This is a genomic window from Azospirillum sp. TSH64 (assembly GCF_003116035.1).
GTDB lineage: Bacteria > Pseudomonadota > Alphaproteobacteria > Azospirillales > Azospirillaceae > Azospirillum.
The window spans coordinates 3,987,555-4,002,043 of the sequence record NZ_LGQW01000015.1 but is presented as its reverse complement, the minus strand read 5'-3'; the positions used below and the strand labels follow the sequence as shown (position 1 = coordinate 4,002,043).

Genomic DNA, 14,489 nt, shown 5'->3' with positions numbered 1-14,489 from the left:
GCTTGAGCAACCTGCCAAAAGACCGACGATACGGGTTACAGGAAGCCGGTCGAGATCCAGGGAATGGCCGCGACCAGCGCCAGTCCGGCCAGCAGCGCCGCCAGATAGCCCATGATCGGGCGCATGCCCTCGTCCGGGTTGACCCGCCCGATGGCAGACGCGACGTAGAAGCCGACGCCGAAGGGCGGGGCGAACAGGCCCAAACCCATGGCGAGGATCACCACCATCGCATACTGCACCTCATGCACGCCCATCTCGCGGGCGATGGGGAACAGCAGCGGGCCGAACAGCACGATGGCCGGGATGCCTTCCAGAACGCTGCCCAGGATGATGAAGGCGACGATGGACACCGCCAGGAAGGTGAAGGAGCCTCCCGGCAGGCTGGCCATGAAGTGGGCCAGATCGGTCGAGAAGCCGGAGCGCGTCAGGCACCAGGCCATCCCCGTCGCGGTGCCGATGATGAACAGGATCGCTCCAGACAGGGCGGCGGTCTCGACCAGCATCGGGACCACCCGCCGCCAGTCGAAGCGGCGATAGACCAGCAGCCCGACGGCAACGGCATAGACGATGCCAATGGTCGACACCTCGGTCGCGGTGGCGACGCCCTCGATCACCGCGGTGCGGATCACGAAAGGCAGGGCGAGCGCCGGCAGCGCCACCACCAGGCTTTTGCCCAGCTCGCTGCCGGTCGGCCGGCGCACCCCCGACAGGTCTTCGTTGCGGTAGCGGTGCCGCACGACCAGGCACAGCATCACCGCCAGCAGCAGGCCGGGCAGCAGGCCGCCGGTGAACAGAGCGGCGATGGAAACCCCGGTGACCGAGCCGATGGTGATTAGCACGATGCTGGGCGGAATGGTCTCGGTCTGCGCGCCGGTCGCGGCCAGCAGCGCCACCAGATCGCCCGGCTTGGCGCCGCGGTTCTTCATCTCCGGGAACAGCACCGGGGCGACCGCCGCCATATCGGCGGCCTTCGATCCGGAAATGCCGGAGACCAGATACATCGCACCGATCAGCACATAGGACAGGCCGCCGCGCACATGGCCGAGCAGGTTGGCCAGCACCGCCACCATGGCGCGGGCCATGCCGGTCATCTCGATCAGCAATCCGAGGAAGACGAACAACGGCACCGACAGCAGGATCAGGTGCGACATGCCCTCGTCCATCCGGCCGATGACGACGAGCAGCGGCACCTTCGTGGTCAAAGCGAGATAGCCGAAGCTCGACAGCCCGAAGGCGAAGGCGATGGGCACGCCGGCGAACACCGACCCGGCCACCACGACCACGAAGAAGACCAGCAGGTTGATCTTGCCGAGATCGGCCAGCACCGGCTGGAGGACCGTGAACAGTGCGGCGATGGCCGCCACCGCCGCCAGGGCGCCCGCCACCAGCCGGACATCGCCCACCCGTGCCAGCCGGACCAGGGCCGTCGCGATCATCAGCGCGAGGCCGGTCGGCAGGGCCGCCGCGCGCCACATGTTCGAGATCTGCAAGGCCGGGGTGGTGATCTCCAGCTCCTCCCAGGCGAATTCGCCGGCCGGCAGGATGACCAGCAGCAGGAAGCAGAGCGCCGCCGCCACCGCGAAGACGTCGAGGAAGGCCCGCGCGCGGGGCGACGCCCAGTTGACGAAGGCGGTCATCCGCATATGCTCGCCGCGGCGGAAGGCGACGACGGCCCCCAGCATCGCCAGCCACAGGAACAGGATCGACGCCAGCTCGTCCGACCAGGTGATCGGAGCGTGGAGTACGTAGCGGGCGACGATGCCGGTGAAGAGGATCACCACCTCCGCCGCCACCAGAAGCGCCACCGGCAATTCGGACAGCCAGCCCAGAAGCCGGTCGACCTGCGCCAGCCACGGGCTGGCGCCGTCGGAAGGACCGGCAGCGGACGGGCCGGCGGTGGACTTGTGATCCACCACCGCCGTCATGTCAGGGCCCCCACCGAGCTTTCCAGGGCGTTCCAGGCCTCCTCGCCGTATTTGGCCTTCCATTCGCCGTAGAAGCCGGACTTGCGCAGAACCTCCCGGAACGGCGCCGGATCGACCTTGTTGAAGGTCAGACCCTTCTGCGAAAGCGAGTTCTGCAGCGCCTCGTTGAGGCCGGCGATGTCCTGGCGCTGCTGCTGCGCGCCGTCATTCAGGTTGCGGCTGACGATCTGGCGCAGATCCTCGGGCAGCCCGCGCCAGGAGCGGCCGTTGGTGACGATCCACGAGCCGTCCCAGACATGGTTGGTGATCGAGCAGAATTTCTGCACTTCGTAGAATTTGGCGGTGTCGGCGACCACCAGCGGATTCTCCTGCCCATCGACCACGCCGGTCTGTAGCGCGGCGTAAACCTCGCCCAGGTTGATGCTGGTCGGCGACGCGCCCAGCCCCTTGAACAGCGACACATAGACCGGGCTGACCGGGACGCGGATCTTGAAGGCCGCCAGATCGGCCGGCCCGGTGATCGGCTTGGTGGCGGTGGTGATCTGGCGGAAGCCGTTGTCCCAGATGCGCTCGAAGGCGTGGAGGCCGGCCTTGTCGAAGCCCTTGCGGATCACGCCGCCGAGCTGGCCGTCCATCGCCTTCCAGACCGCGTCGTAATCCTTGAACGCGAAACCCATGCCGTTGATCGAGGCTACCGGGACCAGGGTGGACAGGATCAGCCCGCCGGTGCTGAAGAACTCGATGCCGCCGGAGCGGACCTGCGCCAGCAGGTCGCTGTCGCCGCCGAGCTGGCTGTTGGGGAAGACGGCGATGTCGACCTTGCCGTTGGTCTCCTTGCGGATGCGCTCGGCGGCCTCGACGGCGCGGACGTGCAGCGGGTGGCTGGCAGGGAAGCCGTGGCCGAACTTCCAGGCGAATTCCGCGGCATGCGCCTTCGAGATGAAGGGGGCGGCCAAGGGGACGGCCAGGGCGCCCGCCGCGGTGGCTGCCAGAAACTGTCTGCGCTTGATCGTCATGGTGGGCTTGATCGTCATGGTGGTTCCTCCCTTTTTTGCGTTCTCTGCTCCGGTTCGGCTCCCAGCGCCGGCCCCTATCGGCCCGGATGCGACCCTGGGCGGCGCCCCTCCACCGCCGCGGCGAGGATGCCGCGCACGGCCTCCTCGGTCACCGGTCCGGGGTTGTATCGGTTGTCGGTCTCGACGGTGATGCGGGCGGCCTCCGCGATCCGGTCGGCGGAGAAGCCGACCTCGGTCAGGCGCGTCGGCAGGCCGACCGTTTCCATCACGTCGAAGATGGCGGCGCCGACGTCTGCCACCCCCATGGCGGCGGCAAGCCGGTCCATGGCCTGGGGGGCGAAGGGCGCATTGTAGGCCGCGACATGGGGCAGCACCAGCGCATGGGACAATCCGTGCGACACGCCGTAGGTGCCGCCCAGCACATGGGCGACGCCATGCTGGAGGGCGAAGCCTCCGGCCAGCGCCGCACCGGCGAGATGGGCGCCGTAAAGCAGGTCGGCACGCGCCTCCGGATCGTCCGGACGGGCGGCCACCCGCGGCAGCGCGTCCATGATCGCCCGAGCGCCCTCCATCGCCGCCGGCACGATCACCGGGCTGATGGTGGGGGTGTAGATGGCGTCGACGCAATGGGCGAGCGCGTTCATGGCGCTGGCCATGCTGACGTCCACCGGCAGCCCGAGCGTCAGCGAGGGATCGTAGACGACGGTACCGGCCAGCATGCGCAGGCTCTGGTGCATCCGTTTGACGCCGTCGATGGTGATCCCGCAGAAGCCGGTCATCTCGGAGCCGGAATAGGTGGTCGGCACGGCGATGATCGGCAGCCCGAGTTCCAGCGCGATGGCCTTGCCCAGACCGATGGAGGCGCCGCCGCCGACGCTGACCAGACAGTCGGCGCCCATCTCGCGCGCCCTGGCCCGGCCCCGGATGGCCAGTTCGATGGGCACCTGGGAAATCGCTTCCGGCAGGATGCCGATGCAGCGGCTGCCGAGGCGGTCGGCGACACGCCCGCCCATGGCGCTGCGGCCGGGCGTGGAGACGACGAGCGCGCGTTCGGCCCCCAGCCGCTCCACCTCTCCGTCGATGCGGTCGACCGCGCCCGCCCCGAAGACGACCCGCGACGGCAGCGCGTTGAACACGTCGCCCGGGGTGTTGAAGTCTCTCATGATGGAAATCCGTCCGATGAAGCAGAGTGGCAGCGCCTTACCGATTGCGGCTTACCAATCGACGATGGTGCCGTCGTCCAGGACGGCGGAGGTCGTGTGCATCACCTCCGGCTTGAAGGGGTGCTTGGCCGCCTCATCCTCGTTCACCTCGATGCCGAAACCGGGAACGTCCGGCACCTCCCAGTGGCTGCCGGTGCGGCGGATCGGCGTCTGCACGACGTCGTCGTACCAGGGCACCGCACCGCTCATCTCCTCCTGGATGACGAAGTTCGGGGTGGAGATGTCGAAATGCAGGGCGGCGACGCCGGCCAGCGGGCCGTTGGGATTGTGGGGCGCGATGCCGATCAGCTCCGCCTCCGCCAGTGCCGCGATCCTCTTCCCTTCCAGCAGGCCGCCGGTGTGGTTCAGGTCGGGCTGGGCGATGTGCACCGCCTTCTGGGCGAAGACCGGCATGAACTCCCTCAGTCCTACCAGCCGCTCGCCCGACGCGATGGGGCAGTCGGCCTGCTCGGCGATGCGGCGCAGCGCCTCGGTGTCGCCGGGCTGGACGGGCTCCTCGCAGAACATCGGCCGGTAGGGCTCCAGTTCGCGGATGTAGCCCATGGCGGCGGCGATGGAGCCGGGTCGGCCGTGGAAGTCGATCATGATGTCGACGCCGTCGCCCACCGTGTCGCGCAGCGCCTGCATCATCTTGCCGACATGGCGCTGCGCCGGGACCGGGGCGCTGTGGGCGCCGTAGGGGATGAACACCACCTTCAGCGCGTCGTAGCCCTTCTCCGTCACCGCGGCGGCGCGCTCCTTCAGGGAGCCGATGTCGAAGGTCTCGTACACCGACTTCATCTCGCCGAGGCCGAGATGGGTGTAGACCCGCACGCGGTCGCGGACCTTGCCGCCCAGCAGGCGCCACACCGGCAGGCCGACGCTCTTGCCGAAGATGTCCCACAGCGCATGCTCGATGCCGCTGATCGCCGTGACGCCGACCATGCCCAGCTTGTAATAGCTGAACTTGTTCATCGCGCGGACACACTGCTCGATGTCGCGCGGGTCGCGGCCGAGCACGGTCGGCTCCAGATCCTCGACGGCGCCGGTGACGGCCCGCGTCTTCCAGTTCAGGCTGGCCTCGCCCCAGCCATACAGGCCGGGCTGGTCGGTCAGCACCTTGACGAAGATCCAGTTGCGCATCTCGGCGTTGACGACGAAGGTCTTCACGCCGGTGATCTTGATCGGCACGCCGGCGCTGCGGCGGGCGAGGTCCTCGGTGTCTCGGATCATGGGAAGCTCGTGTTCTGGAAGGCGGGCCGCGCTGCCGGAGCAGGCGCCCGCACAAGGTTCAGCAGCGGTTCGCCGGCAATCAGCCGGTCGATGTTCCGGGCGATGAAGGCATAGCGGCGTTCGGGCAGCCGGGTGGTCCAGGCCGAGGAATGCGGGGTGCAGACCGCGTTCGGCAGATCCTCGAAGCGGAAGCGCGCGGGCGCCACCCGGTCGTCCGCCCCGGCCGGATAGCCGTACCAGACGTCGAGCACCGCACCGCCGATGGTCCGGCGCTGCAAGGCGCCGTACAGCGCCTCCTCGTCGGCGATGGGCGCGCGCGATACGTTGATCAGCACGCCGGTCTGCTTCATGACGGCGAGTTCGGCCGCTCCGATCAGCCCGCGTGTTTCGTCGGTGAGCGGGCAGGCGATCACCACGAAATCCGACTGCGCCAGCATCTCCGGCAGGCGGTCCGGCGGCAGGATCGCCTCGGCCAGACCGTCGGGGTCAGCCGCGAATTGATCCACGGCGAGGATGCGCATGCCGAAGGCCGCCGCCCGCCGGGCAATCATCCGCCCGATGCGGCCGAAGCCGATCAGCCCCAGGGTCAGGCCGTGGATCTCGCCATGCGGCACGCGCGCCCGGTAGACGTCGGACCAGCTGTCGGTGGCGAAGGAGCCGCGCAGGGCATCGGGACGGATTTCCCAGTTCAGCATCGCCGCCATGACGAATTCGGCGATGGGAATCTCATGTTCGAAGACGTTGCACAGGCTGGCTCCGGACGGCAGGGAGGCCATGTCGATGCCGTCCAGCCCGGCCCCCGGCACATGCAGAAGTCGAAAATCCGGAACGGACCCATCGTTGCGGGAGAAACGCAAAGACACGACCACGTCGTCCGCGGTGATCGCCGAATCGAAGTCTGGCGAGTGGGCGGCCTCACGGGGAAGGGAAATGATCTCGCAGGGTGTCGTCAGGAAAGCGCCGAGCTTGTCCTTGTGATTGGCTGCTTCCCCAATCATGAAGACTTTCATTGGCTTGATCCTCCGTTATGCAAACGATAGGGCCAACGAACTGAGTAGGTCCAACTTTTAAAAATGATCGATTGATAAGGAGAAGTTTTCACCGGCCTTGTTTCTACCGGCGGAGATCGTGCCGGAGGCTGTTCGCTCAGGAGACCAGTTCACCGACGGTCGCGGCGACATCGAGGAATGTCTGGATCGCCGGGGATGTGTCGTCGCTCTGGTAGGCGACCCCGAGCGTCAGATAGGGAGCCGGCCCGTCCAGAGGGCGGTAGACGACACCCGGCCGCGCGAACTGCTGGAGATCGGAGGCGATGAGGCCGATGCCGAAGTCGGCGGCGGCCAGCGCGATGATCGATTGGGCAGGCGAGGCTTCGAGGATCAGCTCCGGACTGAACCCCGCCTGCTGGCACAGACTGATGATCTCGTCGTACAGGCGCGGACCGATCACGCGCGGGAAGATGATGAAGCGCTGCCTGGACAGATCCTCCAGCCGCAGGCGGGGCCGCTCCGCCAGGGGGTTGCGGTCCGACAGCACGACATTGAAACGGATGCGCGCGATGAGGTGCGACGACAGCGACTGGTCGTCGAGCGGCGGATGGAAGATGCCGACATCGATGGCCCCCGCCCTCAGGGCCTCCTCCTGCTCGGACGTCGTCATGACATGCACGTTCACGCCGAAATTGGGCAAGGCCGTGCGGAACCGGTGCATGATCTCGGGGAAGACGATGTAGAGCGCCGGTGCGGTCATGCCGACCGACAATTGCCCGATCTCGCCGCGGTCGGTCTGGCGCGCGAGCTGTGCGGCTCGATCCATCTGGTTCAGGATCTTCCGGGCCTCGCCCAGGAAGGACTCGCCGGCCCTCGTCAGGGAAACCCGCCGCTTGTTGCGGTGGACCAGCTGGACCTGAAGCTCGTCCTCCAGCTGCCGCAACTGCTGGCTGAGGGCAGGCTGCGTGATGTGGCACCGCGCGGCGGCACGGTGGAAATGCAGCTCCTCGCAGAGCGCGACAAAGAACTGGAGCCTGCGACGATCCATGCTGCGGAGATAAGATCATTGGGCCGGCGCTGTAAAGGCGGGATGGGGGGTCCGGCGCTCCTGCGCCCGCCACCTGCGGCGGCAGGACGGTGCGCGCATTGCGATAGGCTGCTCCCGGTTCCCCGGAAAAATCCAATCGAGCCAAACATCTGTTGCACCGGCCAAGAGTCGATGACTATAGTGCGAACGATTCGCATTATCGATGCGAATGATATGCATTCTCTTATATAAGTCACACGTTCGACTGGCCTGGGGGGAACCGTGCCGGTCGGCGGTGTCGTGCTGCAACCATCGTCAGGCAGGGGAACCGATACTATGAAACTAGTTCGCGGCACGGCAGATGCCCGTTGCACGACCATTGCGTGTGGCGAGCGCTCGGCCGGGCCTGACGCCCGCAGGTCCGGCCTGCGTCCGGCGGCCGTCGCGGCCGGGCTCGCCGCCGCGGTTCTGGCGGGTGGCGCGTTCCCGGTCTCCGCGGCCCATGCCCAGACGACGGCCGCCACCGTCAACGCCGACATTCCCGCCGGTCCCCTGGGCGAGGCGCTGAGCCGCTTCGCCGCGCAGGCGGGCGTGACGGTCCAGGCGGATCCGGCGATGGTCCGGGGCAAGACCTCGCCCGGCCTGAAGGGTGCCACCACGGTGGAGGATGGCCTGCGCCGCCTGCTGGCCGGCAGCGGCCATGGGATCGCGCGCACGGCGTCGGGTTATGCCGTCGTCGCGCAGAGCGCCGCGGCCCCGGCTATTTCCCCGGACAGCACGACCCTGCCGGCCCTCCAGGTGACGGCCAACGCCGGACTGATGACCGGCGGTCTGGCGCAGCCCTATGCCGGCGGGCAGGTCGCGCGCGGCGGATCGGTCGGCCTGCTCGGCAGCGGCGACGTCATGGACACGCCCTTCAGCACGGTCAACTACACCTCCGACCTGATCGAGAACCAGCAGGCGCGCACCGCGGCGGATACGCTGATCAACGACGCTTCCGTCCGGCTGACCACCGGCAGCAACGGCTTCGACGACACCTTCCAGATCCGCGGTTATGCCGTCGGGTCCGGCGATGTCGGCTTCAACGGCATGTACGGCCTGGTGTCGTCCAACCGCGTGCCGGCGCAGATCGTCGAGCGGATCGAGCTGCTGAAGGGCCCCGGCGCGCTGGTCAACGGCATTTCTCCCGGCGGCAGCATCGGCGGCGGCATCAACATCCTTGCCAAACGCGCCGGGGACGAACCGCTGACCCGCGTCACCACCACCTACATGAGCGACGCCAATCTCGGCGTGCATCTGGATGTCGGCCGCCGGTTCGGCGAGACCAAGGAATGGGGCGTCCGCTTCAACGGGCTGATGCGCAACGGCGAGGCGTCGGTCGACGGCGGCAACCTCCGCTCCGGCTTGGGAGCCCTGGCGGTCGATTACCGCGGCGAGCGGCTGCGCTGGTCGCTGGACGCCATCAGCCAGCGCGACGACACCGACAATTTCCGGCCGCAGATCAGCATCCTGCCCGCCACCACCGCCATCCCCTCCCCGCCCGACGCGCGCAGCAACTGGTATCCCGGCACGGTTCTGGTGCAGAAGGACGTCACCGTCGCCTCCAACATCGAGGTCGACCTGACGGACAGCCTGACCGCCTATGCCGGCATCGGCTACCGCAAGGGCGAGAACGACCAGACCTTCCCCAGCTCGACCACCGCAGTGAACGCGCTCGGCAACTTCACGGTCCGCAACGCCTATTACGATTCCTATTCCCGCACGGTCAGCGGCACCGCGGGCGCCCGCTGGCGCTTCGCGACCGGCCCGGTCCATCATCAGCTGAATGTCGGCTACACCGGCTTCAAGCGCGACGAGGGCAACGCCTACATCCAGTCGGCCGGCTCCGCCCTGTCGAACATCTACAACCCGGTGGCGCTGCCGGCCGTCACCGCCGCCCGCACCTCCGCGCGCAAGTCGGCGGAAACCTCGCTGACCAGCTTCGCGGTGGCCGACACGCTGTCGGTGCTGGACGACCGGGTGATGCTGACGCTGGGCGCCCGCCGCCAGAAGGTCCATGTCGACAGCTTCAGCACCGCCACCGGCGCCCAGACCGGCACCTACGATGCCAGCGCGACCTCGCCGCTGGCCGGCTTCGTCGTCAAGCCGCTGTCCAACGTCTCGCTCTACGCCAACTATGCCGAGGGGCTGACGCGCGGCACCGTGGTCGGCGCCGGCTACGCCAACACCGGCGCGGTGCTGGCCCCCTTCAAGTCGAAGCAGTACGAGGCCGGCGTCAAGGTCGACTGGGGGACGATCACCACCACGGCGGCGGTCTTCCAGCTGACCAAGCCGAACTCGATCCGCACCGCGGCCAACGAGCTGGCCTATGACGGCGAGCAGCGCAACCGCGGCCTGGAGCTGTCGGTCTATGGCGAGATCCTGCCCGGCCTGCGCGGCATGGCCAGCGCCGCCTTCATGGACCCGAAGCTGACGCGCACCGCCGTCGCCGCGGTGCAGGGCAACGACGCCGCCGGCGTGCCGGACAAGACCCTGTCGGCCGGGCTGGACTGGGAAACCCCGTGGGTCCAGGGCCTCGCCCTCAACGGGCGGGTGATCTACACCTCGGGCTCCTACCTGACCGACGCCAACACCCTGCGCTTCGACGGCTGGACCCGCTTCGACATCGGCGCGCGCTATGCCACCACGGTCGTCGGCACGCCGGTCACCTTCCGCGCCAATGTCGAGAACCTGTTCGACAAGAACTACTGGCTGACCACCGGCACCTACGTGACCGTCGGCGCGCCGCGCACGGTGCTGCTGTCCGCCTCCGCCGATTTCTGATCCCCACCCCCCGATCCAGCCGGAGTGATCATGACCAGACTGTCCATCGCCATTGTCGCCCTGCTGGGCCTCGCGGCACCCGCCAACGCCCACCAGATCTGGATCGAACAGCCCGACGGCCAGAATGCGGTGATCCGCTTCGGCGAGTTCGGCGACAACCTGCGCGAGGCGTCGCCCGGCCTGCTCGACAAATTCGTCAAGCCGGCCGCCACGCTGGTCTCGGCCAAAGGCGAGCAGACGGTGGACGCGGCCAAGACCGCAACCGGCTTTACCCTGCCCTTCAAGGCCGGCGAGGGCGACGCCATCGTCGCCGACGACCCGCTCTATCCGCTCTATCCGGGCAAGGACAACGGGAAGGAGACCGCCAACTGGTACCACCCGTCGGCGCGCCTGATCACCGGCTTCAAGGAGCAGCAGCCGAAGCTGCCCCTGGATCTGGTTCCCGCCGGCGAGCCAGGCCGCTTCAAGCTGTTCTTCAAGGGACAGCCCAAGGCGAAGACCAAGGTGTCGCTGGTGACGCAGTCCGGCTGGGCCAAGGAGGGCTACACCGACGAACAGGGCGTCGTCGGCTTCGACCTGCCGTGGAAGGGCACTTATGTCGCCGAGGCCAGCCTGACCGACCGCAGCCCCGGCGAGCGTCCGGGCGCCAAGGGTCCGGAACGCTATGACGCCGTGAGCTACGCCACCACGGTCACCTACGTCCACGGCGACGGCCTGCCGCCGCTTCCCGCCGGCCCGGCGGCAGCGCCGCACCAATGATGCCGCGGATCGGCCCTGTCCGCCGCGCCGCACCGGTCGCCTCGCGCATCGTCGCGGCGCTGTTCGGCGGCTATGCGCTGGCGGCGCTCGGCAGCGTGGCGGCGCTGGCATTGCCGATGAGCAAGCCGCAGGCCGTGCTGACCGGCATGCTGGCGAGCTTCGCGATCTATGCGGCGGCGGTCGTCTGGGTCTTCGCGGCGCGCAGCGCGCTGCGGGCCTGGGCCGGCCTGCTGGCGGCGGCGGCCCCGCTGCTGCTGGCGGCATGGTCGGTCTGGTGAGGGGAGAGGTCCTGTGAAGACGGACAACGTAAGGCGGGAAAGGGAACAGCGTCCCGCCGGCCGCGGCATCCGCCAGAGCATGTCGGGCCTGCACATCTGGGCCGGCCTGCTGATGGGCTGGATCCTGTACGTCATGTACCTGACCGGAACGGTGTCCTACTTCAAGGACGAGCTGTCGCAATGGATGCGGCCGGAACTGGCGCATCAGGCGGAACTGCCCGACCCTGCTTTGGTCGCCCAGCGCGTCGCCGACGAGTTGGCCACCATCGCGCCGGGCAGCCCGCAATGGAGCATGCGCTTGCCGGATGCGCGCACCAACAGCGTCTACGCCTTCTGGCGTCTGGCGCCCGGAGAAGCGGGGGCGGCGTCCGGCCGCCGCTCCTTCGCGGAGGCCGCCTTCGATCCCGCCACCGGCGGCAAGGTCACCGCGCGCGAAACGCTGGGCGGCGATTTCTTCTACCGCTTCCATTTCCAGTTCCACTACATGCCGGTGCTGTGGGGACGGTGGATCGCCGGGGCGGCGGCGATGTTCATGCTGGTCGCCATCGTCAGCGGCGTCATCACGCACAAGAAGATCTTCATCGATTTCTTCACCTTCCGCGGCGGCAAGGGGCAACGGTCGTGGTTCGACGCGCACAATGCGCTGTCGGTGTTCGGGCTGCCCTTCCACGCCATGATCACCTACACCGGGCTGGTCACGCTGATGGCGCTCTACATGCCCTGGGGCGAGCGGACGGCGATCACGACACAGGCCGAGCGCCAGCAGCTGACCGCCGAACTGAACGCCTTCATCCAGCCGGGCAAGCCCAGCGGACAGGCGGTCCCGCTCGCCTCCGTCGCCGACATGGTGCGCCAAGCGCAGGAGCGTTGGGGCCAGGACGCCGTCGGCCGCGTCACCGCCACCAATTCCGGCGACAGCACCGCCCGTGTGGCGGTCGCGCGCGGCGAGGCCGGCCGCGTCTCGATGAGCCCACAATACATGCTGTTCGACGGCCCGACCGGCCGGCTGCTGGAGACCCGCGAGGGGGTGGGGGCCGCGGCGGAGACGCGCGGCGTGCTTTATGCCCTGCATCTGGGGCGGTTCAGCGACGCGGTGACACGCTGGCTCTATTTCCTCGTCAGCCTGATGGGCACGGCGATGGTCGGCACCGGTCTGGTGATGTGGACGGTGAAGCGCCGCCAGAAGCTGGCCGATCCCGAGCGGCCCCATATTGGCTTCCGCATCGTCGAGCGGCTGAACATCGCCAGCATCGCCGGGCTGTCGGTCGCCATGACGGCCTTCCTCTGGGGCAACCGCCTGCTGCCGGCGGGACTGGCGGACCGGGGGGCCTGGGAGATCCACCTGTTCTTCGCGGTCTGGGCGCTGGCGCTGGCGCATGCCGTGCTGCGCCCGGCCAAGACGGCCTGGATCGAACAGCTGTGGGCGGCGACGGCGCTGCTGGCGCTTCTTCCGGTGCTGAACGCCGTCACGACCGACCGGCCGCTGTGGCACAGCGTGGCCGAGGCCGATTGGGTGTTCGCCGGCATGGATTTGATGTGCCTGTCACTGGCGGCGCTCCACGCCGTGCTGGCACTGCGCACCGCCCGCCATCGGCCGAAACCGCGGGCTGTGCCCACCAAGGGGCGGGGCGGCGTTATCGGCGGCGCGCTGGAGGAGGGGCGCTCATGATGCATCTCCTGTCCTTCGCGCTCTGCCTTGCCGCCTTCGCGGCGCTGGCCCTGGCGACGGAGCGCCAGCAGCACGACCTGTTCGGAGGTCCGCTATCGCCGGCCGCGACGCGCCTTCTGCGGGTCGCGGGAACGGGCGTCATGCTGCTGGCGCTGGGCGTCCTGCTGGACTGGCAGGGCTGGGGCCTCGGCCTCGTCATGTTCAGCGGCCACACCAGCCTGGCCGCGGGCGTCGTGTTCTGCGCCGCCATCGGCCTTGCCGGCGCCCGCCGCCGCGGGAAATCGGCCGCTATCTCACCAGCGTCGCGGCGGGTCTGACGAAGCTCTTGTGGCCGCGCTTGAACCCTATCAGGGGCGTGGCGATGCCGCCGAAGGCGTCGGTTTCGTCGTCGGCGTCGAGCACGATCAAATCCGCCTGTGCGCCGACCGCGATGCCGTAGTCGGCAATGCGCATCAGCCGGGCGGCCGTGATCGAGACCATGTCGAGGCAATCGCCGAACCGTTCGGGCCCCAGATGCATCAGGTTCGCATAGAGGTTGCCCATCCGGATCAGCGAACCGTCGCCGAAGGGCGTGAACGGGTTCAGGACATTGTTGGTCGCGACCGAGACGGTGACGCCGCCGTCCGCCAGCAGATGGACCGGCGCCACCCCGCGCGGCGCCCGGTGCTTCTGATCGCGCCCATTCAGATAGAGATCCGTCGCCGGCAGGGCCGTCACCCCCACGCCGGCTTCGGCCAGGAGCGCGGTCATCCGCTCCAGCGCGGCATCGTCGATGGCGGCGAGCTTGGTGGCATGGCCGACGGCGACCCGCCCCTGCCAGCCCGCCGCCACCGTCCGCCGGCAGATTTCCTCCAGATGCGACCAGCTGGGGTCGAGATCGAAATCCAGATGGAAATCGAGATCGACGTCATGCGCCACCGCCAGGGCGAAGAGGCGCTCCATCTGCAAGGACGGGTCGGCATCGGTGTAGGGACAGCCGCCCAGCAGATCGGCCCCCTCCGCCAGCGCCTCGACCAGCAGCCGTTCGACCGCCGGGTCGTTGGTCATCCCCTCCTGCGGGAAGATGCAGATCGACAGGTCAATGGCGAAGGCATAGTCGCGCTTGAGCCGCGTCATTGCCTCGAAACTGCGCAGGCCGACCAGCGGATCGAGTTCCACATGCGCCCGCATATGCATGGTGCCCTGCGTGATCGCCCGTTCCAGGGTGCGGGCGCCGCGCTGGTAGACATCCTCGACCGTGAATGCCCGCTTCAGGCCGGAGACCGCGGCAATCGCTCCCTTCAGCCCGCCGCCGGCATCGCGGCAGCGGCAGAGCAGGCAGGATTTGTCGAGATGGATGTGGGTGTCCACCAGCCCCGGCAGGACGAGGCGCCCGCCGATGTCCTCTTCCAGGACGGCGGTGCCCGTCAGGTCGGGGCCGATGGCGGCGATCCGTCCCTGCCTGACCGCGATGTCCTGCAAGCCCTGCCCTCCCCTGAACCGGGCGTTGCGCAGGAGAAGATCGAAACTGTTGGTCTGCGGCATTTCGAAATCCGGCGTGTCGTTTGCATGCGGAAATCGCATGCAGT

Annotated in this window: 12 protein-coding genes; 5 read left to right on the top strand and 7 right to left on the bottom strand. The window is 68.4% G+C overall.

From position 1 onward, the window contains the following. Nucleotides 1-35: 35 nt before the first annotated feature. From TSH64_RS19570 to TSH64_RS19545, 6 genes are all read right to left on the bottom strand, one after another. A complete protein-coding gene (locus TSH64_RS19570) occupies nucleotides 36-1,925 on the bottom strand; it encodes a TRAP transporter large permease subunit (protein ID WP_109447482.1) in 1,890 nt (629 codons plus the stop codon). Next, on the bottom strand, nucleotides 1,922-2,959 hold the full coding sequence (locus TSH64_RS19565) for a TRAP transporter substrate-binding protein (RefSeq protein WP_244592502.1): 1,038 nt from the start codon (nucleotides 2,957-2,959) through the stop codon (nucleotides 1,922-1,924). Before TSH64_RS19565 ends, TSH64_RS19570 begins: the two co-directional genes overlap by 4 nt. 56 nt (nucleotides 2,960-3,015) lie before the next feature. Further along, nucleotides 3,016-4,104: a maleylacetate reductase gene (locus tag TSH64_RS19560; RefSeq protein WP_109447480.1), complete on the bottom strand. Its 1,089-nt coding sequence runs from the start codon at nucleotides 4,102-4,104 to the stop codon at nucleotides 3,016-3,018. Between the two features lie 51 nt (nucleotides 4,105-4,155). Beyond that, nucleotides 4,156-5,376: an enolase C-terminal domain-like protein gene (locus TSH64_RS19555; protein ID WP_199237607.1), complete on the bottom strand. Its 1,221-nt coding sequence runs from the start codon at nucleotides 5,374-5,376 to the stop codon at nucleotides 4,156-4,158. After that, nucleotides 5,373-6,374, bottom strand: a complete 1,002-nt coding sequence (locus TSH64_RS19550) for a 2-hydroxyacid dehydrogenase (protein ID WP_199237606.1) — start codon at nucleotides 6,372-6,374, stop codon at nucleotides 5,373-5,375. The genes TSH64_RS19555 and TSH64_RS19550 overlap by 4 nt, the downstream gene beginning before the upstream one ends. A 148-nt stretch (nucleotides 6,375-6,522) precedes the next feature. After that, nucleotides 6,523-7,413, bottom strand: a complete 891-nt coding sequence (locus TSH64_RS19545) for a LysR family transcriptional regulator (RefSeq protein WP_098737104.1) — start codon at nucleotides 7,411-7,413, stop codon at nucleotides 6,523-6,525. Between the two features lie 315 nt (nucleotides 7,414-7,728). On the opposite strand from TSH64_RS19545, the gene TSH64_RS19540 reads away from it, so the two are divergent. Genes TSH64_RS19540 through TSH64_RS19520 form a run of 5 tightly spaced genes read left to right on the top strand, consistent with a single transcriptional unit; the run spans nucleotide 7,729 to nucleotide 13,238 of the window. Then, a complete protein-coding gene (locus TSH64_RS19540) occupies nucleotides 7,729-10,215 on the top strand; it encodes a TonB-dependent receptor (RefSeq protein WP_109447476.1) in 2,487 nt (828 codons plus the stop codon). A 30-nt stretch (nucleotides 10,216-10,245) separates the two neighbouring features. Beyond that, nucleotides 10,246-10,974, top strand: a complete 729-nt coding sequence (locus TSH64_RS19535; protein WP_109447474.1) for a DUF4198 domain-containing protein — start codon at nucleotides 10,246-10,248, stop codon at nucleotides 10,972-10,974. Further along, nucleotides 10,971-11,252: a DUF3649 domain-containing protein gene (locus TSH64_RS19530; RefSeq protein ID WP_109447472.1), complete on the top strand. Its 282-nt coding sequence runs from the start codon at nucleotides 10,971-10,973 to the stop codon at nucleotides 11,250-11,252. Before TSH64_RS19535 ends, TSH64_RS19530 begins: the two co-directional genes overlap by 4 nt. 13 nt (nucleotides 11,253-11,265) lie before the next feature. Further along, nucleotides 11,266-12,921 carry a PepSY-associated TM helix domain-containing protein gene (locus TSH64_RS19525; RefSeq protein ID WP_247873047.1) on the top strand — a complete coding sequence of 552 codons (1,656 nt, stop codon included), beginning with the start codon at nucleotides 11,266-11,268 and terminating at the stop codon, nucleotides 12,919-12,921. Continuing rightward, entirely contained in the window at nucleotides 12,918-13,238 is a 321-nt protein-coding gene (locus TSH64_RS19520) for a DUF3325 family protein (RefSeq protein ID WP_109447468.1), read from the top strand. The genes TSH64_RS19525 and TSH64_RS19520 overlap by 4 nt, the downstream gene beginning before the upstream one ends. Here TSH64_RS19520 and TSH64_RS19515 read toward each other — a convergent pair. Next, nucleotides 13,210-14,445: an amidohydrolase family protein gene (locus TSH64_RS19515; protein WP_109452836.1), complete on the bottom strand. Its 1,236-nt coding sequence runs from the start codon at nucleotides 14,443-14,445 to the stop codon at nucleotides 13,210-13,212. The two genes, TSH64_RS19520 and TSH64_RS19515, sit on opposite strands and share 29 nt — an antisense overlap. Nucleotides 14,446-14,489 lie beyond the last annotated feature (44 nt).

Coding starts and splice junctions, on each gene's coding strand:
- TSH64_RS19570 (WP_109447482.1), bottom strand. CDS start 1,925: ATGACGGCGGTGGTGGATCACAAGTCCACCGCCGGCCCGTCCGCTGCC.
- TSH64_RS19565 (WP_244592502.1), bottom strand. CDS start 2,959: ATGACGATCAAGCCCACCATGACGATCAAGCGCAGACAGTTTCTGGCA.
- TSH64_RS19560 (WP_109447480.1), bottom strand. CDS start 4,104: ATGAGAGACTTCAACACCCCGGGCGACGTGTTCAACGCGCTGCCGTCG.
- TSH64_RS19555 (WP_199237607.1), bottom strand. CDS start 5,376: ATGATCCGAGACACCGAGGACCTCGCCCGCCGCAGCGCCGGCGTGCCG.
- TSH64_RS19550 (WP_199237606.1), bottom strand. CDS start 6,374: ATGATTGGGGAAGCAGCCAATCACAAGGACAAGCTCGGCGCTTTCCTG.
- TSH64_RS19545 (WP_098737104.1), bottom strand. CDS start 7,413: ATGGATCGTCGCAGGCTCCAGTTCTTTGTCGCGCTCTGCGAGGAGCTG.
- TSH64_RS19540 (WP_109447476.1), top strand. CDS start 7,729: ATGAAACTAGTTCGCGGCACGGCAGATGCCCGTTGCACGACCATTGCG.
- TSH64_RS19535 (WP_109447474.1), top strand. CDS start 10,246: ATGACCAGACTGTCCATCGCCATTGTCGCCCTGCTGGGCCTCGCGGCA.
- TSH64_RS19530 (WP_109447472.1), top strand. CDS start 10,971: ATGATGCCGCGGATCGGCCCTGTCCGCCGCGCCGCACCGGTCGCCTCG.
- TSH64_RS19520 (WP_109447468.1), top strand. CDS start 12,918: ATGATGCATCTCCTGTCCTTCGCGCTCTGCCTTGCCGCCTTCGCGGCG.
- TSH64_RS19515 (WP_109452836.1), bottom strand. CDS start 14,445: ATGCCGCAGACCAACAGTTTCGATCTTCTCCTGCGCAACGCCCGGTTC.